This is a genomic window from Calidifontibacillus oryziterrae, from assembly GCF_000331575.1.
In the GTDB taxonomy this organism is placed as follows: domain Bacteria; phylum Bacillota; class Bacilli; order Bacillales; family Bacillaceae_J; genus Calidifontibacillus_A; species Calidifontibacillus_A oryziterrae.
This window is the reverse complement of record NZ_ANOK01000006.1, coordinates 158,822-183,173: the sequence shown is the minus strand read 5'-3', so window position 1 is coordinate 183,173 and position 24,352 is coordinate 158,822. Positions and strand designations below refer to the sequence as shown.

24 protein-coding genes and 1 tRNA gene are annotated in these 24,352 nt (G+C 36.2%); 6 read left to right on the top strand and 19 right to left on the bottom strand.

The window, feature by feature from the left end; genetic code table 11:
- Positions 1 to 310: 310 nt before the first annotated feature.
- Positions 311 to 610 (top strand): hypothetical protein, encoded by a 300-nt coding sequence (locus tag D612_RS0106650; protein WP_017754715.1) that lies wholly within the window; start codon positions 311 to 313, stop codon positions 608 to 610.
- 109 nt (positions 611 to 719) lie between these two features.
- On the opposite strand, the gene D612_RS0106645 is transcribed toward D612_RS0106650, so the two are convergent.
- The gene (locus D612_RS0106645) at positions 720 to 1,388 is read right to left on the bottom strand and encodes a hypothetical protein (RefSeq protein WP_017754714.1); all 669 of its coding nucleotides are present in this window, start codon (positions 1,386 to 1,388) and stop codon (positions 720 to 722) included.
- 280 nt (positions 1,389 to 1,668) lie between these two features.
- Here D612_RS0106645 and D612_RS0106640 point away from each other — a divergent pair, with 280 nt between their 5' ends.
- On the top strand, positions 1,669 to 2,181 hold the full coding sequence (locus D612_RS0106640; RefSeq protein ID WP_017754713.1) for a DUF3231 family protein: 513 nt from the start codon (positions 1,669 to 1,671) through the stop codon (positions 2,179 to 2,181).
- Between the two features lie 93 nt (positions 2,182 to 2,274).
- On the opposite strand, the gene D612_RS0106635 is transcribed toward D612_RS0106640, so the two are convergent.
- From D612_RS0106635 to D612_RS0106615, 5 genes are all read right to left on the bottom strand, one after another.
- A complete protein-coding gene (locus D612_RS0106635) occupies positions 2,275 to 3,177 on the bottom strand; it encodes a 4Fe-4S binding protein (RefSeq protein ID WP_017754712.1) in 903 nt (300 codons plus the stop codon).
- Positions 3,178 to 3,258: 81 nt separating this feature from the next.
- Positions 3,259 to 4,092 carry a dimethyl sulfoxide reductase anchor subunit family protein gene (locus D612_RS0106630; protein WP_017754711.1) on the bottom strand — a complete coding sequence of 278 codons (834 nt, stop codon included), beginning with the start codon at positions 4,090 to 4,092 and terminating at the stop codon, positions 3,259 to 3,261.
- A gap of 14 nt (positions 4,093 to 4,106) precedes the next feature.
- Positions 4,107 to 4,682 carry a DMSO/selenate family reductase complex B subunit gene (locus D612_RS0106625; RefSeq protein ID WP_017754710.1) on the bottom strand — a complete coding sequence of 192 codons (576 nt, stop codon included), beginning with the start codon at positions 4,680 to 4,682 and terminating at the stop codon, positions 4,107 to 4,109.
- An 18-nt stretch (positions 4,683 to 4,700) separates the two neighbouring features.
- Positions 4,701 to 7,097 (bottom strand): DMSO/selenate family reductase complex A subunit, encoded by a 2,397-nt coding sequence (locus tag D612_RS0106620; protein ID WP_017754709.1) that lies wholly within the window; start codon positions 7,095 to 7,097, stop codon positions 4,701 to 4,703.
- Complete coding sequence (locus D612_RS0106615; RefSeq protein ID WP_017754708.1) at positions 7,090 to 7,746, bottom strand: TorD/DmsD family molecular chaperone; 657 nt, start codon at positions 7,744 to 7,746, stop codon at positions 7,090 to 7,092. The genes D612_RS0106620 and D612_RS0106615 overlap by 8 nt, the downstream gene beginning before the upstream one ends.
- 255 nt (positions 7,747 to 8,001) lie before the next feature.
- On the opposite strand from D612_RS0106615, the gene D612_RS0106610 reads away from it, so the two are divergent.
- From D612_RS0106610 to D612_RS0106595, 4 genes are all read left to right on the top strand, one after another.
- Positions 8,002 to 9,225, top strand: coding sequence for a PucR family transcriptional regulator (locus tag D612_RS0106610; protein WP_017754707.1), 1,224 nt, complete (start codon positions 8,002 to 8,004; stop codon positions 9,223 to 9,225).
- Positions 9,226 to 9,243: 18 nt separating this feature from the next.
- Positions 9,244 to 11,232, top strand: a complete 1,989-nt coding sequence (locus D612_RS0106605; RefSeq protein ID WP_017754706.1) for a molybdopterin-dependent oxidoreductase — start codon at positions 9,244 to 9,246, stop codon at positions 11,230 to 11,232.
- An 80-nt stretch (positions 11,233 to 11,312) separates the two neighbouring features.
- Positions 11,313 to 11,855, top strand: coding sequence for a 4Fe-4S dicluster domain-containing protein (locus tag D612_RS0106600; protein WP_026092420.1), 543 nt, complete (start codon positions 11,313 to 11,315; stop codon positions 11,853 to 11,855).
- A 225-nt stretch (positions 11,856 to 12,080) separates the two neighbouring features.
- Positions 12,081 to 12,152, top strand: a tRNA-Val gene (locus D612_RS0106595).
- Between the two features lie 169 nt (positions 12,153 to 12,321).
- On the opposite strand, the gene D612_RS0106590 is transcribed toward D612_RS0106595, so the two are convergent.
- The 13 genes from D612_RS0106590 to D612_RS0106530 form a co-directional block, all read right to left on the bottom strand.
- Complete coding sequence (locus D612_RS0106590; protein ID WP_017754704.1) at positions 12,322 to 12,741, bottom strand: deoxycytidylate deaminase; 420 nt, start codon at positions 12,739 to 12,741, stop codon at positions 12,322 to 12,324.
- A 21-nt stretch (positions 12,742 to 12,762) separates the two neighbouring features.
- Complete coding sequence (locus tag D612_RS0106585; RefSeq protein ID WP_017754703.1) at positions 12,763 to 13,440, bottom strand: metal-dependent hydrolase; 678 nt, start codon at positions 13,438 to 13,440, stop codon at positions 12,763 to 12,765.
- A 62-nt stretch (positions 13,441 to 13,502) separates the two neighbouring features.
- Positions 13,503 to 14,660 carry an MFS transporter gene (locus tag D612_RS0106580; RefSeq protein ID WP_017754702.1) on the bottom strand — a complete coding sequence of 386 codons (1,158 nt, stop codon included), beginning with the start codon at positions 14,658 to 14,660 and terminating at the stop codon, positions 13,503 to 13,505.
- A 69-nt stretch (positions 14,661 to 14,729) separates the two neighbouring features.
- The gene (locus tag D612_RS0106575; RefSeq protein ID WP_017754701.1) at positions 14,730 to 15,668 is read right to left on the bottom strand and encodes a hydroxymethylglutaryl-CoA lyase; all 939 of its coding nucleotides are present in this window, start codon (positions 15,666 to 15,668) and stop codon (positions 14,730 to 14,732) included.
- A gap of 13 nt (positions 15,669 to 15,681) precedes the next feature.
- Entirely contained in the window at positions 15,682 to 16,896 is a 1,215-nt protein-coding gene (locus D612_RS0106570; RefSeq protein ID WP_017754700.1) for a CaiB/BaiF CoA transferase family protein, read from the bottom strand.
- A 24-nt stretch (positions 16,897 to 16,920) separates the two neighbouring features.
- A complete protein-coding gene (locus D612_RS0106565; RefSeq protein ID WP_017754699.1) occupies positions 16,921 to 17,541 on the bottom strand; it encodes a flavin reductase family protein in 621 nt (206 codons plus the stop codon).
- Positions 17,542 to 17,544: 3 nt separating this feature from the next.
- The gene (locus D612_RS0106560; protein WP_017754698.1) at positions 17,545 to 18,897 is read right to left on the bottom strand and encodes an MmgE/PrpD family protein; all 1,353 of its coding nucleotides are present in this window, start codon (positions 18,895 to 18,897) and stop codon (positions 17,545 to 17,547) included.
- 16 nt (positions 18,898 to 18,913) lie between these two features.
- Positions 18,914 to 19,657, bottom strand: a complete 744-nt coding sequence (locus D612_RS0106555; protein WP_017754697.1) for an IclR family transcriptional regulator — start codon at positions 19,655 to 19,657, stop codon at positions 18,914 to 18,916.
- 71 nt (positions 19,658 to 19,728) lie between these two features.
- On the bottom strand, positions 19,729 to 20,439 hold the full coding sequence (locus D612_RS0106550) for an ABC transporter ATP-binding protein (RefSeq protein ID WP_017754696.1): 711 nt from the start codon (positions 20,437 to 20,439) through the stop codon (positions 19,729 to 19,731).
- On the bottom strand, positions 20,433 to 21,164 hold the full coding sequence (locus tag D612_RS0106545; protein WP_407637452.1) for an ABC transporter ATP-binding protein: 732 nt from the start codon (positions 21,162 to 21,164) through the stop codon (positions 20,433 to 20,435). The genes D612_RS0106550 and D612_RS0106545 overlap by 7 nt, the downstream gene beginning before the upstream one ends.
- Positions 21,136 to 22,155, bottom strand: a complete 1,020-nt coding sequence (locus D612_RS18005; protein WP_017754694.1) for a branched-chain amino acid ABC transporter permease — start codon at positions 22,153 to 22,155, stop codon at positions 21,136 to 21,138. Before D612_RS18005 ends, D612_RS0106545 begins: the two co-directional genes overlap by 29 nt.
- Complete coding sequence (locus D612_RS0106535) at positions 22,152 to 23,021, bottom strand: branched-chain amino acid ABC transporter permease (RefSeq protein WP_017754693.1); 870 nt, start codon at positions 23,019 to 23,021, stop codon at positions 22,152 to 22,154. The genes D612_RS18005 and D612_RS0106535 overlap by 4 nt, the downstream gene beginning before the upstream one ends.
- Before the next feature lie 71 nt (positions 23,022 to 23,092).
- Positions 23,093 to 24,337, bottom strand: a complete 1,245-nt coding sequence (locus tag D612_RS0106530; RefSeq protein WP_017754692.1) for an ABC transporter substrate-binding protein — start codon at positions 24,335 to 24,337, stop codon at positions 23,093 to 23,095.
- Positions 24,338 to 24,352: the final 15 nt, after the last annotated feature.

Below are 24,352 nucleotides of genomic sequence, written 5' to 3'. Positions count from 1 at the left end.
AAATCTATCATATCATTTTGTTTCGTGGAAGTCAATAACTTTTTTTAAAGAAACTTTCGCGCTGTCATTTTAGCGACAGTTGTGATCTTACCGTATTATTCGTGGAAGTCAACGACTTTCTTTTTTCACTCTAAAACAGCGACTCATCAAATATATCACCCTAAAGAAATGATGTCAATAACTTATTTTTTTATATTTTTTATTCTTTATTAATTTGTTTGATGATGAATGAATGAATGGGTACTATACATAATTAATTTTTTTGAAGTCAAAATAGAATATATAAATTTAGATTTGGAGGAATCCTGTTATGGATCAAAGAGAGAAACAGTATTCTGATTTTTCGAACGTTGAAATACAAAAAAAGTTCCTTACAGCCGAGGAATTTCCCGAAGGTCCTTATGGTTCACCAATCGGAAAACATGATATAGTAAAAAATAAAGAAACCCCTTGGCAGCATGGTCAACAATTTTACAGTAATTTCACCTACGAAAATCGTAACTTTCATGAAAATCTTCCAAGACAATTCCCAGGTGCCCACCCGACTCATGATGAGAATGGTAAGGATAGTGAGGAGCCCTATAAGGATGCACCTAGTGGAAATCGTTAAACAATCAGACAAACAACAGCGAGTTTTAAATTCCCACATTTAAAAAATCGCCACTTGAAATTAATTGTTAGAGTAACGACAAATTAATCTCAGGTGGACGATTTTTTTATTAGTCTATATGATCACTTTCATTAAAGTCCTTTAAAGAATCCATATTGCTTGCTATCATTGAGATAATTGTGCTGGCTTCTTCTTTACTGAAAATAAAATTTGTTTCATCTTCAATTAGCTCATTATCTGTGGTTACAATTCTGTTTACACGTCTTAAAACACCATCTCCTGTATCCTCAATTACACCAAATTGATAAGCAACCTCTACTTCATCTTTATAAGTGTAAGCTGTTACTTCGTCCGTAGTCCAATAAACATCGATCTCCTCATAATCTTCATTGTCATCAATTTCATATATACCTACTTCTTCATCATTTAAATCATCATCCAGTTCATATAATTCAATTTCCTCGTCTTCATTTAAATAGTCATGCAAGCTTTCATGAACTACATCAACAATTTCTTCAATATCAGTAAGAATTGTCCTTGCTTTTAGCTCCAGATCAAAATCTAACGTTTCAATATAAAACTCCTCATTATGCGGATCGAAAAATAATGTACAAAAATAGTCCCGGCCATTATCATCTGTCTCAACAAAGAATTCTATTCTCGGGTGTTTAGCTCCTCTGTCAATTGTCATATGACCAACTTGGTCATACTTTTCACAAATTGACTCGAGATGGTCTTGTAGCTCACTGCTAATTCGATCATACCATTCCAGTGACATATGATATTCCTCCTATCAACGTAATCAAGCTTATTGTTTCCAACTATTGTTACTAGTTTAATACCATTTAATTCCAATTTATCAAATTCAATTATTAACTCTATCAGGAATATTTTTTTTAGGATGACAGATACTTTATGTTGTAAAAAAGTTTGCAATCAACCGTCAAATGATTAACAGCTCTGTACTACCACTAGTCTAACTCTACTATGTATTCACAGGTTTTAATATGTATTAGGAGAATTTTATGAAATTAACTAAAAGTTTAAGGAGTGTTATTATGGGAATTTTAAGTGGAAATCCTCAAAACGAACCCTTGCATTATGGTGAAGTTTTTACAACATGGTCTTTTTTGCTGGCAGCTAAACATTCCATCGCCGGGTATCAAACAAAGTTAAATCATGCTGGAGATGAAGACCTCCAAAAACTATTGGAAGAGGCTATGCAACAATGTCAGCAAGAAGCTAAACAAATTGAAGCTTTGTTGAAAGAAAATGGTATTGGTTTGCCACCATCACCCCCTGAAAGACCAAAGGCTTGTATTGAAGATATTCCAGCAGGAGCAAGATTTCAAGATCCTGAAATTGCAGCACACTTATCAGCATCAATAGCTGCAGGATTAGTTGCTTGCAGTCAAGCAATTGGCCAATCTATTAGGGAGGATATTGCAATGATGTTTAGTCAATTCCATATACAAAAAGCCACATTGGGTGGTAAGGTATTAAGACTTAACAAAGAAAAAGGATGGTTAATTCCACCACCGCTTCATCATAGTAAAGCAGATGATTGCTAACTGAGACTCCCAAGACTAAAGTCACGAGTGTTCTCAGCTAATTTATAAAAATGGGTGACCCAAAAATGAATAACTTGGGCCACCCGCTTCTTATCATTTTAAAAAACCTTCTCTTTTTGCACAAGGGACACATTTTTCAGCATGTTGATTTACAGTATTATAGCTTTGCTTACATTGGTTACATATCTTCTTATATACTTTGTAATGTTGTATTTCGTAGAGAGAAATTTTTTCTCGTACTGAAATTGCTTGTTCTGGACAAATATCCTCGCATAAACCACATGTTGTACAAGGTTGAGCATTTATAGAAAATTGTGTTTCTGTTATTTCCAAACAATTTTTAGGGCAAAGAACTTGGCAAGCACTACATAACGTACACTTTTCACTATTAAAAGTTATCGCAGCAAATTGGTGGTTTTGATAGTATCTTGCTAGCTCAAGGTCCTCTTGATTAAAACGCCATTTTGCTGGAGCCATTTGTTTAACAAAACCTTGAGCGTCTTTTCGCCAAGTAAAAAATAAATCTCTTCTTGATAGTACTTCCATTCCACGATCGACTTTTTCTACTTTAACCGAAAATGATTTTTCACCAAGCTTTAGCAATATAGAATTGGCTTCATTTAATGAAGTCTGCCAATCCTTGCCTATATCTTGTTCACTGACAACTGATTTGATACCCTTTTTATAATAAATTAGGAGCTCTTTTGTTGTCGGAGGTTTTTCATCATTTGTAATGACTAAATGATTTTGAATAATTGTCCGCTTTGGAAAAATTCCTGCTACAGCTTGGACAGAACAAGCAGAAATACATTTACCACATTGTATGCAAGCTTCACCTTTTATCGATGGAACTCCACGCTTTATTGAAATCGCATCCAATTCACATGCTTCCATGCACTTTGAGCATTTTGAACGGGGACTCAGATGGCGAGTGCACGTTTCGAGAATCTCATATTCGTAATCTAAGCTTTCAATCCACATGCTAACTAACCCCATCTTCCTCACCCTTTCAAATTGGAAATATTTTACGGGGGGGCAGGCACCTCTATGGCACCTAACCTGGCCCCAACTGTTTCATTAAGCTCCTAATACATAGAACACATATCGACTCATGCCTTCTGCGACGATAATAGCAGCTAATGCAACATATGCATAAGAGTAAGAGATCTTTTTACTTGATGTCATGGATAGCACCCCTAGGAGCCCTATACCAACGACTTCGATAATCCATCGTAATGCTACTGTACCTTGATAGCCTTCTAAAGCTGCCATCGCATTCAGGCCATTAATTACATTCACTTCAGGCATAACTGTTGCAGATACTGCCATTCCGACTAACTGAATAGCAACCCCGACGATAGCAATATAAAATGAATATCTCACTAAGCCTTGTGCTTTCCCCTTCATCACAGGCGCAATCAATGTTGCTGCTAATACTGGTCCTAACACAAGTGCAGTTCCGTAAAAAGATGTATAAGTGTTGATTGAATTCCAGCCACTCACTAATGTTGTCGCATAAATTGCTGCCATACAGTATATATCAATCAATCCAATCAATGCTGAAACCAATAACAGTAACGGATTTACCCTTTTTTGAACAAAAGCTAAGCCTGTTGTTATAAAAATCACACCGATAAACAAACCTGTTACTAAAATCTCACGACTCATCCATGAAGAACCTAGATGGAGAATCGTATTGAAAGCATTACTTGGAGTACCTAAGTGTGAAAACGATGCACCTAAGCCAATAATGGATAACACTGAAATGGCAAGCAATGGAACACGCATAGCACTAAAAGTCTTTTCCTCATTATTCCCTGATATTTTCTTGTAGAACAACCATAGCATCAACACTCCACCTATGGCTGCCTGCATACAGACAGTGAATATTAATAACGCCCATTCATGCATTACAAATCCCTCCTTTAATTTGCATATTTATGTGGTGTAATCACGATATTTGGTTTTGTAAGAGCTGCACTAGGCATTGCTTTCACTTCGTTCACATTTCCATATTTCTTTCGTAGCTCATCAATAGGCCCAACCTCTATTGCCCGATAAATACAAGCCGCTTCACAAGCAGGTCTTTCACCTTTTTCCAATAAATCAATACATAGATTACATTTTGTCATCTTACCTAACTCTTCATTATATTGTGGGGCACCATAAGGGCAATTCCATTGGCAATATTTGCAACCTACACATTTGTCAGCATCAACAACAACAACACCATCTTCTTCTCGTTTATACATCGCAGTTGTTGGGCAATTCTTCACACAACCTGGGTCCTCACAATGATTACAAGAGATCGATAAAAAGTATGCTTGAACATTATTTTCAAATGTACCATCACCGTTTTTTGTAAAAGTCCCGCTTTCAAATGGATATACTCGTCGATAATTTACCCCTACAGAAGTATCATTTTTATCTTTACAGGCAATTACGCATGCCTTACACCCTACACACCGAGCCTGATTAATATAAAATCCTAGTTGTTCCATAATTAATGCACCCCTTTCCTAAGCCTTTTCTGCTTGTGCAAGATTTGTATGTTGTGGATTACAATGACCTAATGCCGTTGCTTTATGGGTAGTTAAAACGTTAATAGCTCCCCTAATGTCAACACCATTTTTATCTGGTGTAAACCATCCACCTTGCGGAATTGCAATTACGCCCGGCACTATTCTACTAGTCACTTTTACAGGTATTTTCAAGACACCGCGATCGTTAAATACTTTCACAAGATCGCCATCTTTAATGTTTCGTTCTCCGGCATCGATTGGGTTCATCCACATAATATTTCCTTCAACCTCTTCCATCCAATCACTTGTATCAAATGATGAATGCGTCCGGCGTTTACTATGCCACCCAATTAACTGAAGTGGGTATTTTCCTTTTTCGCTATTTTCTACACCTTCTTCAAGTAATACATGCTTCGGTATCGCTGGAATTTCCTCAGGATTATTCATATCCCATAAGTCTTTTGAGAAAAGTTCAATTTTCCCTGAAGGAGTATCAAATGGATTGGTTTTGATATCCTTGATTTGCTTCTCAAAAGCAACAATTGGATCAAAATCGTACTTATGAATACCTGTCTGTTGCAATTGGTCATAGGTTGGGAACCTTGGATCCTCTTTTCTTGTCTCGTCAATAATCCATTTCACCCATTCATCCTGTGTTCTACCTTCAGTAAATTCGTTTTCAATGCCTAACTCCTTAGCTAACATTGTCATCCATTCATACTCTGTTTTAGAATCAAAAAGTGGATCAATCACTTTCTGTGACAAAATAATGTGTTGCCCATAGCTCCAAGGTGGCACGAAGTCACTTTGTTCAAAGAACGTACATGTCGGTAAAATGATATCAGAGTATTTTGCAGATGGTGTCATATACAAATCTGTCGTCACAATAAATTCTATTAATGATTCATCCTCGAGCATTTTTATCGTGCGATTAATATCTGAATGCTGGTTCACTAAACAGTTACCGGCTATATTGAAAATCATTTTTATATTTGTTGGAAGTGTTTCCCCGTCATTTAGTCCAGTGACACCTTCAGCAGCACCCATTTTTGTTCCTTCGATGATTGCATCTGTAAATTTAAAAACAGGTATTTCTACGTTTGTTGGATTTTTAATAGAAGGGAACTTAACATATTTTGCAATTCCGGCTGCACCTGGCCCTGCCCAACCGCCTTTTATCCCAATATTCCCTGTTAAAGCTGCTATTAAAGAGCCTCCACGAGATAACTGTTCACCGTTCATATGACGATTAATACCGTTACCTTGAATCCAAGCCATCGGCTTTGTTGTTGCAACTTCACGAGCTAACTGACGAATTTTATTTGCTGGTAGACCAGTAATTTTCGCTGCCCATTCCGGTGTTTTTGGAGTACCATCACTAACTCCCATAACATAACTCTTATATGATTCACCTGCTGGTACGCCCTCTGGCATATGCTCCTCGTCATGACCTACACAATATTGATCTAAAAATGCCTGATCATGAAGACTCTCAGTGAACATGACATATGCCATCGCTGCAATCAACGCATTATCAGTCGTTGGTTTAATTGGGAACCATTCATCTGCAAGTCCAATTGCCGTATCTGTATTACGTGGGTCTAGAATGTAAATTTTCGCACCCGCTTTTTTTGCCATTCTTAAATAAACATTAAAATGTCCAAAAATCGTTTCTGCCGGATTAAACCCATTTAAGACAATAAGCTTTGAATCTACTAAAGTGTCCAAACTGCTACTTGCAGATCCAGTCCCAAACGTAATTGGGGTTGCCACTCCATGTTGACCTGAGCTGTAGTTTGAATATCTGCCAAGGTAACCACCATCAGCTGCTAATAGTCTTTGGATTAACGTGTCACCACTACCAACTTGACCTGATTGTCCTGTTGCATAAATTCCATATCTTGATGTTGGGCCATATTTTTCTTTAACACGGGTCATTTCACTTGCTATTTCTTTTATCGCTTCGTCCCAGCTGATTTCCTTGAATTTTCCTTCTCCTCGTTTACCTGTACGTCTTAAAGGAGTTTTGATGCGATCAGGATGATAAACATGGCGACGATAGCCACGGCCACGTACACATGCGCGAATTTGTGGGAACTTTAGTGAATCAGCATTTTTATCTCGTGGATCATCATCAGTAGATAATCTTGTAATTGTACCATCTTTGACATGTGCTTTAATTAAACATTTCCCACCACAATTCAAAGTGCCGCAAGTAGGAATAATTTTGATTTGTTCTTCTGCTTCCGCTGCTACTTCCATGGTAGGCATTAATTTTTTCGTAACAGCTACTCCACCTAATACCGCTGGAGCTGTTACAGCACCAGCCCATTTTAAAAATTTCCGTCGTGGAAGTGTGTGATCTACTATCCTTTTGAACAAATTCTCACTCATGATTGATAACCTCCTTAATATCTAACAAATATTGATAATCTTGATTAATAAAATCTCGTAATAATAAGGCAGAGCCTTTGTATAATGAACTCGTTGTCGCTGACTGGATATCATCTGTAAAAGGGTCAATCCAATTCATAAGATGATCATTTAATAGTAGAAACTGATATTCTAATGCTCTACTAAACTTGTTTTCATCACCCTCCTTAATAGACTTAATAGCTTCGTCGATAAGATAAATCATAAATTCTAATTCGATTGAAATATGATCCTCTGGCTCTTTGCTCTCATTTTGAAAATAAAGATTAAACTCTCTTAATTTTTTCCTCATTTGTAGAGTTGGTTCGCCAAAAAGAATTCGCTCTTTAGTTCTGTAAACAGATTCCCAAGGTGGTGCTGGAATATGCTCGGGTCCAAAAAATAACTGTAAAAAACTCTCTCTTTCTTTTTCCTCAACTTTCTCAATTTCAAGCGAGGATAATTCACTAAAGAAAGCAATTAAATGCTCTTGTGCTTCAAATGGATTAAAATTGCTTTGGTTTTTCCACTCTTTTAGTAATTCAATCGATAATGGGCTACTAAAAACAGTATGGAGAAATTCGTATTGAAAACTTCTTTCTTCCATTGCTTGAATTAATTGTGACGTCATGCTAGCACCTCACTTCTTTAGATATTGTGAATTCATTCACATTTTCTAGCTTACTTTCATTATAGTTTTGGTTGAAATGGTCGGGTACGGCCAGCAAGCACAAAAAAAGAGGTTACTTTTTGTACCTCATGACAAAATTTATAGAGTTTTTACAATCCTGTGACTTTCATTGCCCTTTTAAGTAAGCACCTTTATGATATTAATATAGCAAGATAACAACATAACAACGTTGATTAACTCGAAAGGTATGAGAATATGCGTGACAGTTTTATAATTCCTGACTATATTCAAGATCTACTCGAGGCATCCAATGATGGATTAGATGGAATAACAAGCAAACTATCTCATCTTTTATCTGTTCCAGTAATTATTACTGACCCATTATATAAAATTATTTCTGATTCACTGTCTCATAGTGATAGAAAAACGATTGAAATGAACCGCAGTGAAGCAGTAACACAAAATCGTGACGATCACTACTTTACATGTACTGTTTCCTATTTAAATGAAAAAAAGGAAGCGATAGGTACGATCATTACTACTGACAACCAGGAAAGTGGATATTTATTTGTACTCCTAGGCGAAAAGACTACTGAAGGTTTCGAAATATACCATTCACTCTTGAAATATGCAGCTTTGTTGTGTTCCTGTCATGTGCGAAAAGAGAAGGCGATTAGACAAGAAAGACTCAAATTGAAGGAGGCTTTCTTATTTGACTTACTTTATGGAAATTTCAAAAAGAAAATAGATATTATTCCATACGGAGAAATATGGGGTTGGGAGCTATCACAACCCCACCTAGTTGTCGTGTTTTCGATTATTGATTACGAATATTATTCGACTGATAAACCATTAATCAATACCCTTTTATATGTGATCGAAACGATGTTATTCGAGCGAAATATCAAACCGATCACTTTAATGAAGCGAAATGAAATTATTGCTATTTTGCCCGCAACTGAAGTAACAGAACTCCAAGATAAACAAAAAACAATCCAACTTGTTTCTACTATGCTAAAGCAAACAACAAAAACAAATTTGGCTAATCGTGTAACCTGCGGCATTGGTAAGATCTACGAAAATCCTGAAGAACTTTTTAGAAGCTATCAAGAAGCTAAGGTTGCATACGAATTAGGATTGCTTTTAAATATTCCGATTCCATTTTTTAGTGATTTAGGCTTAGAGCGTGTGCTTTATAAGCACGATCTTCAAGATTTAAAGGAATTTTATGATCATGTATTAGGGAAATTGCTGCAATATGACGAGCAAAATGGTGGCGATTTTATGCATACATTGGAAAATTTCGCACAACACCAATTTGATCTCAAAAAAACCTCCGAAGCATTATTTTTGCATCGAAATACATTAAGATACCGTTTGAACAAAATCGAAGAAATTTTGGAGCAAAAATTAGATGACTTTTATACAAGGTTAAATATTGTTGCTTCTTTAAAAATAAAACAGCTTCACAAATTGTAATCGAAAGGGGAGGATATTTTGGAGCTTTTTCGAAATACATGCCCCCGTAACTGCTATGGTACGTGTAGTATTATTTCCTATGTTGAGAACGGAAAATTGATAAAAGTAACAGGTGACCCGAAGCACGGCTTTACACAAGGCCGCTTATGCCCAAAGGGCTATGCTTACACACAATATGTGTATAATTCTTCCCGCTTAAAATATCCAATTATCCAAACACCACGAGGATCTGGTAATTGGCAAAGAATTTCTTGGGATGAAGCATATTCAATTATTGCCGAAAAAATGATTGAGTTATATAGCCGGTACGGCTCTAACTTGGCTAGTGGCTACAATAAGTTTTCTGGAAATATCGGGCTCCTTCATTATGCTGTCGAGGGCATGTTTAATAGTATTGGACCACATACAAAACCTGTTGGTGATCTCTGCTCCTCATCCGGTGGAGCAGCGTTGAAAAAAACGATTGGCGACGTGATTAGTCCGATACCTGAAAAAATGGCACAGGCAAAATTAATTGTGATTTGGGGCGCAAATCCTGCCGCTACAAATGTCCAGCAAATGAAATATATATTTCAAGCGAAACAAAATGGTGCGACCGTTGTTGTCATCGATCCGATTTTTTCTGAAACAGCCGCTAAGGCAGATATATATATTCAAAATAAACCTGGAACAGATGCATTATTAGCTTACGGCATCGCAAAAATTATGATCGAGAAAGAGTGTTATGAAAAGGAGTATGTCGAAACAAATTCACAAGGTTGGGCTGAATTTAAACATTATTTAATAAATGAGGTCAATTTCCCTGACATTTGTCATGTGACTGGAGTTCAGTTCGAAGTCATGAAGGAGCTTGCTTCTTTATTCTCAACAATTAAACCCGGGGTAACTTGGAGCGGTTTAGGCGTACAACGAAATAAAAACGGTGAAATAGGCATTCAGGCAATACTATCTCTAAGTGCAATGTCTGGGCATTTTTGTGAACAATATAGCGGTACGTATTACACTCATGCAGATATAAGCCACTTTCCATTAACGTTATTAAACCATCCAGAGAAAGAACACTGTTTTGTGAAAAAGTCTCGCTCTGTTAGTCATATAGATTTTGCAGCACAAGCAAAGGCATTAAATGATCCACCTTTGAAACTATTATGGATAGCTTCCCGGAGTCCGTTATCACAGGATCAAAATATCCAAGCTTGGAAGGAACTATTTAATAGTTTGGAATTGATCGTAACCGTTGATTTGTTTATGAATGAAACTACGAAGCACTCTGACATTGTATTACCCGCCGCCAGTCTTTTTGAGGAAGAAGATCTTCATGTTGGCTATTGGCATCATTGGATCTCAATTAACCAAAAAGCGATCGACCCTTTTTTTGAAGCAAAGAGTGATTTACAGATTGCTAGAGAACTAACGAAAAAACTTAATGAGCTTTCCCCGGGTTTTTCGGATTTCCATTATGAACTTGAACCGATAGATTGGATCAAAGCTGAGTTAACGCCCCATATAAAGCAGCTTTATTCACTAGATAGTTACGAGGATTTAGTATCGAGTCCTCATCCAAGAATTGATGATTATGATAAAAGAAAAAGTAAGGAATTTCATTTTATTAAACCAATAAATAAAGCTAATTTATATGATGACCAAACAAATGAAGGTGCAGTATATCCTTTTAGACTACTGTCACCACAGTCATTATTAAAAATTCATTCACAATTCGCGACATTATCATGGCTCCACCCCGAGCGAGAAATAACTGTCATTGAAATTAATGATATCGTTGCCGAAAACTTAGGAATCCATGATGAAACAATGGTTACTGTTTTTAACGACTACGGTTCAATCGAGGCAAAAGCTGTTATAAATGCTGATCTTCCCCAAGAAATAATTGTTGTCAATCAAGCCGGTGAAAAAGGAATTAATCAATTAATTGGAGATACGACAAAAGATTCTGACGAAGAATCTAGCATTAACTTCTATGATACTTATGTTGCCATTAAAAACTAAAAGAATAGTATTGAAAGCACACGTTACCGAAACGATTATTAGTACTTTATGAAAAAATTTAACTGAAATCAGGTGAAAAAATGGCAGTTCAAATGGGATTCGTTTTTAACTCCGATATTTGTATTGGCTGTATGGCATGCGAAATAGCATGTAAAAATGAAAATCAAACAAGTGATGTTGTCAGATGGCGCAGGGTCTCCAATCTTTCAAAGGACTTATATCTATCCAACTCCTGCAATCATTGCAACAGCCCGGAATGCTTCCGTGTTTGCCCTGTGAGAGCATTTACGAAACGCTCAGATGGAATCGTTCTGATCGATTCAAATCTGTGTACTGGATGTATGGTATGTGTAAGTGCATGTCCTTATGGCGCACCACAATATGATTTTGAAACTCAAAAAGTAAGTAAATGTCAAATGTGCTATCCTCGTCAAGATCAAGGCTTACTTCCAGCCTGTGTTGAATCGTGCTCAACAAAAGCATTAAACATTGTCGATTTAGAAGACTTCTATGACGAGGAAGCTTGTTCAACTATTAACGGCTTCCCAGATATTCGATTAACTAGGCCCTCAATCGTTTTTTACCCACCAAAGCCGAAAAAAAGGTATTTTCTACAAAGGTAAAGGTATTCTGAAACAGACTGCCCAATGGGCAGCCTGTTTCATAAACTGTCAAAAATACTGTAATCTGAATCTCTCATGACTAAAGTCACGGGTGTTCTAGACTAGGTCATAAATTATTGGCAACTTCGTGTTTTAGTTAAAACATTGGTAGTGGTGTGCGGCAATGGTTCACATTATTGACTATCGCTCGATATTCAAATATAATATCAACATTAAGTATATTATGGTCTGTTAGCTCAGTGGGAGAGTACTTGCTTGACAGGCAAGGTGTCACTGGTTCGAATCCAGTACAGACCATACTTATTAAGGAGCCTAAATCCATTGGTATCAAAGGGTTTAGGCTTTTTATTTGGTTTAACTAAAACTTCTTCTACTTAGCACTTCAACCTTTTCCTTTATTTCTCATCTTTTAACTAAAATCGGATTTTATTGACTGTTATTCTATAATTACTTGCAAATAAACATTTTACTTATCTAAAACATCCAAACAAATCCATTCCATCGGCTCAACAAAAAAGTTATTGTAGGGATTTGGAAATCTCTTCTTGAAAATAACCTTCTTAATTCCACTTTGGTTTAAGAGTTTTGTACAATTATCACAAGGCTCAAGGGTTACATATGCAGTTGCTCCAACTAGCTCCTCTTTCGTTCCATTCATAATTGCGTTTGTTTCGGCATGGATTTGCCTCATGCATCGTCCGTCTTCACTTAGAACATGCCCTACTTCTTCACAGGGCTTATACCCTTTTACAGCCGCATTTACTCCTGTAGAAATAACGGTTCCTTCCTTCACAATGACACAACCAACATTAACTAGATTACAAGTAGAATGTTTTGCTACCTCTTCAGCCATCTTAATAAAATAAAGATCTTTTTCATTTATCACTCGAACAACACATCCCCTCTTTTATATAGTAATGGTTTCTCCCGGCTCTAAAACGATTACGTTCATGTCAATATTCAATGCTTTTACCTCTTCCACAAAACAGTCTGCATTTCGAAGTAGTAAAGGAAAGGTTTTATAATGAATAGGAATCACATTTTTTGCACCTAACATAGTAGCTGCAATACTTCCATGCTTATAATCCATAGTAAAATGACCACCAATTGGTATAAGCGCATAATCAATACTATATAGTTCACCAAATAATTTTAAATCACCGAATATTCCTGTATCCCCTAAATGGTAAATAGTCTTACCATCAATTTTAATAATATAGCCCGCTGCAACACCGGTATCAGAAGTGTGGAAAGCTTGCACCATTATTGCTTGAAAATTATCCGCAAAAAAAGTGCCACCAATGTTTAATTTAATTCCATTTTCCTGAGGCAACCCATTGTTAACCAATTTTACAATGGTTTCAGGCTGTGCAATCACTTTGGCACCAGTACGTTTTGATAGTTCAATGGTATCACCGGTATGATCAAAATGATCATGGGTAATCAATATAAGATCTACTTTTTCAGGTAATTCCTTATCAGGATTAACCGGATTATCCTTGATCCAAGGATCAATCATTGCAACAAGCCCTTTACACGTTTCTAATTTCACTGTTGAATGACCTACCCAAGATAACTTTGTCATTTTCAACACTCTCCCATCTATATTTCTTGCTAACTAGATCTTGTTAGTCTCAGTTTGAATCCTTATTCTTCAATCTTTATTTTTGTGGATCCCATAATGATGATTCCTCCCACAATGATAAAGACAGAAAAAATACCGATCAAATGCGCTGAAAATCCTAACAATACAGGCGAAGTCATTTGAAAAAAACGGTTTAATGAAAGCCTTAACCCCAAACCCTCACCCCTTCTTTTACTTGGCAGAGAGGAAATGGTGGTTAACACTGATATCGGCTGCCCTATTCCAAGCGTTAATCCTAATAGTATAGATAACGTAACTAGGGCCAAGCCTTTCGTGAAAAATGGAAGCAAACAAAAAAACAGACCCGACATGAACGTTGTTATTAAAACAATCGTATTTTTTGAGAATCTATGAACCAATGAAGGCAAACACCATCTAGCAACAATCCCTGCACCCGCATTGAGTCCAATAATGGTTCCAATATAGGTGTCTGACAATCCGAATTCTTTTCCTAACAGCGGAAAAAAAGCGACATACATATCTTTTCCTAGTAAAATTAATATGCTTAATAATATTGAATACCTTAAATTTTTTACTTCTAATAGCTTCATCGTTTGAAGGAAATGAATCTTACTGTTTTCTTCGCCACTCCCACTATTTTTATCTTCTTCTAGGAAAAATGCAAAAAACACGGATAAAAAACTTACGAAACCTAAAATAAAAAAGGCGATTGGATAGCCACTCTGGTCTGAGCATATCCCACCAATAAAAGGTCCTAGAAAACTCCCAATCGCGACGCCTAAACTAAAAGTAAATACATTTCTTTCCCGTTCCTCGGGGTTAGACTTCCGACCAGAGTATGCTTGTGCCGCAACTACAAAAACTAATTGAGCAAATCCGGCAATTATTTGTGAAAAATAAATAAATAGTAGATTATCAAACCAAAAAGGCAAAATCAGGGCTATCGAACCGAAAATAATACTAACGATCAACGGTCTTTTATATCCAATTTTATCAATAAATATCCCTGCTTTTATTGCAGTGAAGAATGGTAAAAGTGGAAAAAGAGCAACAATAAAACCTACATTAATCGAATTCGCACCTAATTCAACAGCCAGTAAAGGAATAAGCGGTCTAGTTCCCATCATACCAACCATATAAATTAAAGAAATGAATGGAACTAAATAGCCTTTTAAAGTATTATGATAAGTCGAAGTCATTTCAAACACCTAGATATTTTTATTTTAATGAAGAAAAGATAGTTAGTTAAACCCAACTATCTTTTCTATTTAACCTAACTTTTCTTGAGATTTCGGCGCAATATGAAGATCAGAACATTTTCCTGCCTTCAAAATAAAACTATCGGAAAATTGAGGAAATCTTTCTTGTAGTAATTTCCCAATCGTAATAACTTTATCAAGATCTATACCAGTATTTATTCCCATCTCTTCGAAACCATGAATAAGATCTTCTGACGCAATATTTCCACTAGCATTTGGCGCATAAGGACAACCGCCCAAACCCGCTATTGAACTATCAAAATCAGTAATCCCTTCTTCAAGCCCCGCTATTGCATTTGCAAATGCCATCCCTCTTGTATTATGAAGATGCATTGATAATTTCATCTCTGGGAAATGTTCTTTAATTCGACCAACTATCTTTTTTACTTTTGCTGGGTTAGCCATACCAGTTGTATCAGCCAATGAAATATCATAAATACCTAAATCAATATATCTTTTACAAATCTCTGTTATTCTTTCTAAAGGAACATCCCCTTCATATGGACAACCAAAAATAACTGAAATCGAACCCGATACTGCTACTGTTGAATCCTGTGCCCGTACAATAAGTGGTTCAAATTCTTTCATGGCGTCGAAGGTCGTTCGATTTGCGTTACTTATACTATGGGAATCTGTTGCCGATAGCATTAATTTAATCTTATCAACCCTAGCTTCAATAGCTCTCTCTAAACCGCGTAAATTAGGGACAAGTGCGCGTAATTTTACACCATTCTTGCGGCTAATTCCTTGCAAAACTTCTCCTGCATCCTTTAGTTGTGGGATCGCTTTAGGATGAACAAACGAAGTAACTTCTATTTGCTTATAACCACATTCCAGTATTTGATTAATAATTTCAATCTTATCTTCTGTTGGAATAATCTCTGGTAAACTTTGAAATCCGTCACGAGGACAAACCTCTGTAATTGTTACATTTTCCGGAAAAGCCATTGACGAACCCCCCTTATATAACTTCATTTTCTCGTAATTTTGCAATATCTTCTTTACTATATTGTAATAATTCCTCAAGTATTTCATTATTATGTTCGCCTAAATCCGGTCCAATATTTTTGACAGCACCTGGAGTTTCTGAAAATTTCGGTACAATTCCTGGCATTTTAATCTTTCCAAGTCTAGGGTGATCTACCTCAATTATATTTTCTCGTTGTTTATAATGTTCATCTTCAAAAATATCCTTTATACTATAGATTGGGCTAATCGGTACACCAAAGTCGTCTAATAACTTTTGAAGTTCATCACGATTAAAAGTCTTAACCCAATCTGCTACGATTCCATTTGTCAAATCAAAGTGCTGTAGTCTTACAGAATTAGTGTGAAATCTTTCATCTGTTAACATATCCGCTCTATTCATAGCTTGAGCAAGTCGCTCAAACGTCCGATCAGAGCTTGTTACAAGCACGACCCAATGCCCATCTTTCGTCTGGAATGTACCAGCTGGACTTGAATGTCCGCTCAATCCTGGGGAACGCTCTTTAATCGTTCCATTTTGATCGTATTCCGCTACAAGAAATTCCATAAATCTAAATACAGACTCGTAAAGGCCAATGTCAATGTACTGCCCAGTACCCGCATCATTTGTATCACGATAATACAAAGCAGCTACTGATGCAAAAGCAACATATATTCCTGTTATATAATCTGTTAATGAAAATGATGGACTGATTGGCGGGCGGTCCGTAAATCCATGTAAATATGTGAATCCACTATACGCTGTTGCTGGTGTACCGAAACCAGCTTTAGGAGAATTTGGGCCTGTTTGACCATAACCAGTTACACGCGTCATAATTAAGTTTGAGTTTTCTTTTTTTAAATCTTCATACCCAATACCCCACTTTTCCAATGTTCCTGGTCGGAAATTTTCTATTACTATATCAGATTTTTCCACTAATTTTCTCAGTATTTCTTTTCCTTCTTCTTTATGCAAATCTAAAGTTAAAGATTTTTTATTTCTAGCAAGACCTGGCCATCTTAACGGCTCTTGATCATGAAAAGGTCCCATACCCCTTAAGGAATCACCTTTCCCGGGCAACTCGACCTTAATCACCTCAGCACCAAAATCCCCTAATAAAGTTGCTCCAAAGGGTGCTGCAATCATTGTTGATAAGTCTAGTATTCTTACTCCAGCTAATGGGCCAAAACTTTTGTTTGAATTACTCATATAAAAAATCTCCTTTCTCAGAAGTTATTCATTTAGTTCACTTTTTCTCCAATCTAGTCTTTCCAGTTCAAATAAATGGTCAGTTTTTGTATACCATTTTCCACCCATCCTACCAATCGCTTGAAGTGCATTCATTTGAATTCTGCCGTCACTGATCATTTCATCATTAACAGTCACGGCGATAACCTCACCAATTACTAAGCTATGTGGGGATGAGCCAATCTCCATAGTATCGTACAATTTACATTCCATATGAAGTGGGGATTCTAATATTGACGGTACCTTTACATATTTAGAAGGCACCGCTGTTAATCCTGACATTTTTATCTCATCTTCACCAAATTCAAAATCCTTTGATGTTTCATTCATCTGTTCTATATTATTTTCTGTTACAAGATTAATAACAAACTCTTTAGTGTTTTCAATATTAATAACCGTATCCTTTTTTTCACCATTTCTTCTTTCTACGGCAAATAGCACGAGTGGTGGTTCAATTGATATACCTGTAAAATAACTGAATGGTGCTGCATTATAGATCCCATCTTTACTAATTGAAGACACCCATGCAATTGGACGTGGAACTATACAATTGGTTAATAAACGATATTTATCCTTATATTCCAAGTTATTTAGTAAATAATCCATTTGTTATGAATCTCCTTTAACTGTCGTACATAATTGAAATAGTTTACTTATATCCGTTTTATGTTCAATCTCTAAAATAAAATTTATAATTTCATTTTGAATATTTTCAGAATAATAATTATTTGTCAGATTCATAAATTTTTTAATAATCTCTAGTTCTGTTAAATTCTTACCAGGACCACCTTTTGCAATATCAATTCTCTCTTTATAAATATTCCCGTTACAATCTAAAACCTCTACGACAGCAGGCATTGTTTTTGGATAATCCCTTTCTAATTCTTCTGAATTATGCACAAAAACCCTTTTCGCAAATGCTTCTATTTGTCGATCTTCGATATATTCATTTGAAAAAACGGTTTGATCAGCCACATTTTTATAAGCCCATACTGATAATGCATACGGGATACTAAATTTACATGATAGTATATTATTATAATTCTGATTTGCTAGAGTTGCTGCCCGTGAATACGTATATACATTCACCCGCTCAATTTCTTCTGGTTTAAGCTTATATGTCTCAACGATCTTAACAAAAGCATCAATTGGTGCATGAGCATATCTGCAAAATGCATATGGCTTAAAATAATTTAGTTCAATATCCCATGGTTCATTTTCCTTACGAATTAACTCCTGATAATCGAAGTTGGTTCCAATTACTGAAGCAAAAACGTGTGAAATATTATTTTCTGGTGCTAAATGGTTTGATTTTAATAATGAAACTGTTCTAATTCCCATTTCAATAGCATGACCAGCATACACATTGCGAATTAACTTACCTTTCAGTGCAGCTGTCCACATCGTTGGCAATGCAAAAGTTGCGCTTAGTTGCACCCCTTCACAAAAGTCTGAAAGCGATACATTCTCCATCAGTAAAGCTGTTGCAGCAGCACCCATCACACCCCATGTGCCATGAGCGTGAGCATCAGGCAAAAGGGTAGTTGCTCTACCGAATCTTGAACAAGCCTCGTATCCCTTTATTAAAACATCCATAAATGTTTCACCTGATACGGTCTTGCCATATTGCTGATAAAGAGTCAGTAACACAGGCACTACATGTGCGGCTGGATGACCCTTACTAAATTGATTTCCCTCATCCATTTCTGTCCCTACGGCTGCGATTCCATGAACGAAGCCGGCATCGTATAGGTTTGTCTTCAACTCAGTACCAAGCATTCGAAAGGAACCTACATCATTTAATTGTTTTGCCAATTGATAAGATTCCTTTTGATGTATGCCGGCAATCATAGACCCTAATGTATCTAATAAAACTAATTTAGCAGATTTAATTGTTTCCTCACTGTAGTCTGCCCACTTAGTATTCAATAATGAAAAGGACAAATGCTCCAAGCTTTCCATATTTACCTCCTGATAATTAGTTATAGGTAAAACAACCTAAGTGACTACTGATTGATTTCGCACTTTCAATTAACTTTTCAATTAATTCTTTTTCCCGTTTAACTGTTAGTCGTTGGATCGGCCCCGCTATCGTGATACTAGCTAATAATTCACCATTTTGTCCAAAAATTGGAGCCGCAACAGCAAAGCTACCCGGTACCCTCTCCCCTCTAGTAACACAATAACCATTGACTTTAATAGTTTTAAGTTTTTCAGCTAATTCTGAAACTTGTAGACTGTTATTTTCACTTTGTAACAGGCAAAGCATCCTTTTTACTTGATCTTCATTAAGATAAGCTAATAACACTTTTCCAGAAGCACCAAGGTGAAGTGGCTTCTGCTCACCTATCCTGACAAAGTTTCTAACATCGAGTGGACTATCAACCTTTTCAACACAAACCCTGCTTAGTCCGTCGATAATATTTAATTCCACCGTTTCACTTGTTTGTTCTACCAAAGTTTTCATAATCGGCAATGCTACCTTACGGAAATCAAGTTGATTTTGAACGATACTTCCCAATCGAAAGAAATTGAAACCAAGAGAATAACGGTGATTGTCAGGATTCCTCTCAATATAGTCAAATCTTTCCAGTGTATCTAGCATTCGGAAAACGGTACTCTTTGGATAACCTAATTCCGCTTGAATTTCACTAATAGACAAGCTTGTTCTGTCCATAGAAAATAAAGATAGAATGTTAAATAATTTTTCAAAGGACTTCATCTACTCCAAACCTCTCAAACAGTCATATTAAAATCTACTATTATATTTACCATTAGTTAAATTGACTCTCCCTAATTTGCAATACCTAAATATGTTGCTTTCAGTCTTTCATCATTTATTAAGTCATCAGTACTTCCTTGCATTACTATTTCCCCGTTTTCGATAACGTAACCACGATTAGACATTGATAATGCTTGGTGAGCATTTTGTTCAACTAATAACACCGTCACACCTTTCGCTTTTATTTCTTTGATAATATCAAACACTTGTTTTGTTAATAATGGTGATAAACCTGTTGAGGGTTCATCTAATAATAGTAGTTTCGGTTCCGACATTAGAGCCCTACCAATAGCAAGCATTTGTTGTTGTCCACCACTAAAACTTCCGGCCATCTGTTTTTGTCTTTCTTTTAAAATTGGGAAAAGTTCAAAACAATATTCAATACTTTTCTTAAGATTTTTACGTGCTTCCTTTGTATAAGCTCCTAGCTCTAAATTTTCCCGAACGGTCATATCTGTAAATAACATTCGTCCTTCCGGAACTTGAATAAGTCCTGTTTTTACAATTTCTTCAGGGCGCAATTTTTGAATTGGGGTCCCTTGAAATAGGATTTCTCCACTAGTTGCAGATATTAGACCAGATAGTGTCCTTAACAATGTTGTTTTTCCGGCTCCGTTTGTACCAAGAATACTAACTAATTCTCCTGCCTCGACTTCAAAGGAGACATTCCTTAGCACTTGGAGATTTCCATATCCAGCGTTTAGATTTGAAACCTTTAACATGTAATCTCCCCTCCTAAATAAGCCTCAACCACAAATGGGTTTTCCATTACTTCTTTTGGATTTCCATCTGCAATTTTTTCACCCAAATGCATGACTGCTAAACGGTCTGAAAGGGCCATAACAGCAGACATTAGATGTTCAATAAAAAATATTGAAATTCCACTATCTCTGATCTGCTTAATGAGTTCAATAAATTCATTTACTTCTGAAGGATTTAAACCAGACATTACTTCATCCAAAAATAATACCTCTGGTTTTGTTGCAAGCGCTCGTGCAACCTCAACTTTTTTTTGCTCAGGAAAGGTTAAATCTTTCATTCTTGAATAAGCTTGTGAAGACATTCCAATAAACTCTAATTGTTCGATGGCCATTTCTTCTGCTGTTTTAAAAGATTTTACCCGATTGAATGCTCCTACAATTACATTTTCTAATACTGTTAAATTCCCAAAAGGCTGAACGATTTGGAAAGTCCTAGCTATCCCCTTTTTACAAATCAATTCTGGCTTCTGGCCCATTATGTCTTCATCTTTAAATTTCACAGAACCTGATTCTGGTTTATGAAATCCGCAAACAGAATGGAATAATGTAGTTTTTCCTGCACCATTTGGTCCTACCAAGCCTACAATTTCTCCTTTATTTAAACTAAGATCTACTTTGTTTACAGCAACTAAACCAGAAAATCGCTTGGTTAAACCGCTAATTTTTATAAGTTCCAACTTTTTCACCCCCGCCGAAATGTTGCGTCTCAGTTGTAGCTTTCTTTTTTTCTTTGTGCTTATTAAATCTACTTTGGAACCATCCCACTATTCCTTCTGGCAGATACAAAATAACTAAAATTAATATGACACCGTATGCCATCAAATTCAAACCTACAAAATTCCCAAAAAGGGCAGTTGTTATTTCACCAATTGGTATTAGAATAAAGGAACCTACTATGGGACCTAATACAGTACCTGCTCCGCCAATTATTGTTGGTAAAATAATATTTATGGAAACATCATTACCAAATGTTGTCGGTGGTTCGATAAAAAGTATGTACTGAGCATAGAAAGTACCACCAATTGCAGTTACAGCTGAACTTAGGGCTATTGCTATCATTTTATTTTTATAGGTGTTTACACCAAGAGACTGTGCAGCATCTTCATTTTCACGAATTGCAATCAGATTGTAACCTAATCTTGAACGGCTTATCCAATGAACAAGTAAACTAACCAATAGAGTGAAAATTAATATTGTATAGTAGTACCCTACTCTGGACCCAAATTGAAACATCAAAGGATTGGGATTAAGAGGAATTAAAATTCCTAATGTTTTATTAAAAAAAGCAAAATTCTGTACAATGATTCTTAAAATTTCCGCGAAAGCTAAAGTTCCTAATGCGAAAAAAACACCTCTTAGTTTATAACGGAATGATAAAAAACCGATAAACAAACCAATCAATGCGGCAACGATGGCCCCGACGAACATGCCCAGCCAAGGGGTTATACCAAATTTAGTAAGTAGAATACTCGATACATATGCTCCTGTTCCAAAGAAAGCAGCATGGCCAAAAGAAAATTGGCCTGAAAAGCCACTTAAGATATTCCATGCTTGGCTTATAAGTGCTGTATATAAAATTAAAATCCCAATATGCATAAAATATTGATCTTTAACTACGAGAGGGAATGCAGCGAGGATTAAAATAAGCAATAAAAAGATAATATTAGATTTTTTCATCGTGATTTCCCTCCAAACAAACCATTAGGTCTAAACATTAAGACTATTATGAATATTAGATAGGTCATTAATTCCTTTAGGCTTCCGGGTAAGAACGCTCCCCCCATTGCCTCAGAAATTCCAATTAATAATCCACCTACTAAAGCACCTATGAAGTTCCCAAGTCCTCCAAGTACAACAACAACAAATCCTTTAAGAATAAACGTGGCACCTACTGTTGGTGATGTGTAAAAAAACGGAGTAATTAATGAACCCGCAACAGCAGCAAGTGCAGCCCCAAGGCCAAATGCAATATAATTGATTTTGTTTGTATTAATTCCCGACAAAGATGCACCTTGTCGGTTTATTGAGGTTGCACGAATTGCTTTACCAAGCATTGTATGTTTTAAAAACCAAAATAAAGCAAGTGAAAGAATAATTGCAAAAAGGAATGCAATTAATTTAGGAGTATTTACTCCAATAGAGCCTAGTGAAATTGTTTGTTGAAATCCTTCTATTTTTACACTTCGGAAGTCTGGACTCCATAATATAAGTGCTAAGTTTTCAATAATTAACATAATACCCAAAGTAACTAATAATTGATTATGTTCTGGTGCATCTAACATCTTGTTAAGAATAGTTTTTTGTAAAATTGCCCCAATGAAGAATAAAGCAAACGCACTAAGTGGTATTGATAAATAAGGATTGATTCCAAGTAATGTAAATGACCAATAAGTTACATACATCCCTAGCATCAGGAGTGCACCTTGTGCGAAGTTAATAATCTTCATTACACCAAATATTAAGGTAAGACCAATAGCTACTAATCCATATATCCCGCCCATTAGGATGCCATCGACTATGGATTGTGTGATAAGGATTGACATCTCTTTTCCTCCCTGTTGCTATAGTAGAGGAGGAACCAATACATAAGTTTATGGTTCCCCCCCCTGTCAAATTATTGTGCTATCGGATAAACTGGATCAGCATTTTTATAATCCTCCGGATAAACGACCATAGATTGTGCATCAATGATTTGATTTAGAACGGCTTGTGCATTTATATTTTGACCTTTTTCATCAAATACGATTGGTCCTTGAGGTAAAATATGGTCAGCCATATTTGTTTCTGTTAATGCTTTTTGAATATCTGCTCGATTTGTTGAACCTGCTCTCTCAATTGCATCCATTAATACTTTAATAGCCGTATAGGAATAAGCTGCATTTGGACCTAGGTTTCTGTTAAATTTAGTATTAAACTCTTCTTTTACTTTGTTTGCTAGTTCACTTTGAGGGTTAATGGTGTAATTTACATCCATCAAATACTGATTAATCGCTGTATCCTCATTAATAAATTTTGCATTACTAAATGCACCATTTGCTACACCAATGATAGCTTTAGGTTGATAATTTGATTCCTTAAGACCACTTACTAATAAAGTACCATCACGCAGATAGGTAGTTGTAACCACAACGTCAGGCTTTAAAGAATTAATTTTGTTGATAGTTGATGAAAGATCTGCAGTTGATGCTGCATGTGGCATATTAGCAAGAATTTCAATTCCATGGTCTTTTGCCTCTTTTTCAATTAAATCCGCAATACTTGTACCAAAAACTGAATCTTCATGAACAAGAACGACTGTTTTTAATGGTGAATCTACCAATCCATTTAAGTATTCAAAATAGCTTAAAAAGTTTGTAGCCATCGTTGATGCTGGTGGCTGTATTCTGAATGTATATTTAAATCCACGTTCAGTAATTTCATTTGCCGATGCAATATCAGCAACGAATGGAATTTGTGCTCTTTCTGCTTCCTGCGTTGCTGGAAGGGCAACTCCACTTGAATACGTACCAATGATGCCTACCACTCCTTCACGGTCTAGTCTTTGTACTTCGGATACTCCTTTTTCCGGTATACCTTCACTGTCCGCCTCAATTAATTCAACTTTTGCGCCACCAAGAGATTTAATTCCACCTGCTTCATTTATTTCTTCAATAGCTAAACGTGCTGCATCACGCATTTCTTGACCTTCACTAGCAAGTCCACCGCTCAAAGGATGTAGAGCCCCAATTTTCACAACATCTACTGACACTCCATTATCAGATCCACTAGATCCGCTAGATCCGCCTGTTTCCTTAGTTCCTCCACAACCTGCCGCAAATACAACCATTAATGCCATTACTAGAAATAATAACTTCTTCATTCCCTTTCCCCCTCA

Coding starts and splice junctions, on each gene's coding strand:
- D612_RS0106650 (WP_017754715.1), top strand. CDS start 311: ATGGATCAAAGAGAGAAACAGTATTCTGATTTTTCGAACGTTGAAATA.
- D612_RS0106645 (WP_017754714.1), bottom strand. CDS start 1,388: ATGTCACTGGAATGGTATGATCGAATTAGCAGTGAGCTACAAGACCAT.
- D612_RS0106640 (WP_017754713.1), top strand. CDS start 1,669: ATGGGAATTTTAAGTGGAAATCCTCAAAACGAACCCTTGCATTATGGT.
- D612_RS0106635 (WP_017754712.1), bottom strand. CDS start 3,177: ATGGGGTTAGTTAGCATGTGGATTGAAAGCTTAGATTACGAATATGAG.
- D612_RS0106630 (WP_017754711.1), bottom strand. CDS start 4,092: ATGCATGAATGGGCGTTATTAATATTCACTGTCTGTATGCAGGCAGCC.
- D612_RS0106625 (WP_017754710.1), bottom strand. CDS start 4,682: ATGGAACAACTAGGATTTTATATTAATCAGGCTCGGTGTGTAGGGTGT.
- D612_RS0106620 (WP_017754709.1), bottom strand. CDS start 7,097: ATGAGTGAGAATTTGTTCAAAAGGATAGTAGATCACACACTTCCACGA.
- D612_RS0106615 (WP_017754708.1), bottom strand. CDS start 7,746: ATGACGTCACAATTAATTCAAGCAATGGAAGAAAGAAGTTTTCAATAC.
- D612_RS0106610 (WP_017754707.1), top strand. CDS start 8,002: ATGCGTGACAGTTTTATAATTCCTGACTATATTCAAGATCTACTCGAG.
- D612_RS0106600 (WP_026092420.1), top strand. CDS start 11,313: ATGGCAGTTCAAATGGGATTCGTTTTTAACTCCGATATTTGTATTGGC.
- D612_RS0106585 (WP_017754703.1), bottom strand. CDS start 13,440: ATGACAAAGTTATCTTGGGTAGGTCATTCAACAGTGAAATTAGAAACG.
- D612_RS0106580 (WP_017754702.1), bottom strand. CDS start 14,660: ATGACTTCGACTTATCATAATACTTTAAAAGGCTATTTAGTTCCATTC.
- D612_RS0106575 (WP_017754701.1), bottom strand. CDS start 15,668: ATGGCTTTTCCGGAAAATGTAACAATTACAGAGGTTTGTCCTCGTGAC.
- D612_RS0106570 (WP_017754700.1), bottom strand. CDS start 16,896: ATGAGTAATTCAAACAAAAGTTTTGGCCCATTAGCTGGAGTAAGAATA.
- D612_RS0106565 (WP_017754699.1), bottom strand. CDS start 17,541: ATGGATTATTTACTAAATAACTTGGAATATAAGGATAAATATCGTTTA.
- D612_RS0106560 (WP_017754698.1), bottom strand. CDS start 18,897: ATGGAAAGCTTGGAGCATTTGTCCTTTTCATTATTGAATACTAAGTGG.
- D612_RS0106555 (WP_017754697.1), bottom strand. CDS start 19,657: ATGAAGTCCTTTGAAAAATTATTTAACATTCTATCTTTATTTTCTATG.
- D612_RS0106550 (WP_017754696.1), bottom strand. CDS start 20,439: ATGTTAAAGGTTTCAAATCTAAACGCTGGATATGGAAATCTCCAAGTG.
- D612_RS18005 (WP_017754694.1), bottom strand. CDS start 22,155: ATGAAAAAATCTAATATTATCTTTTTATTGCTTATTTTAATCCTCGCT.
- D612_RS0106535 (WP_017754693.1), bottom strand. CDS start 23,021: ATGTCAATCCTTATCACACAATCCATAGTCGATGGCATCCTAATGGGC.
- D612_RS0106530 (WP_017754692.1), bottom strand. CDS start 24,337: ATGAAGAAGTTATTATTTCTAGTAATGGCATTAATGGTTGTATTTGCG.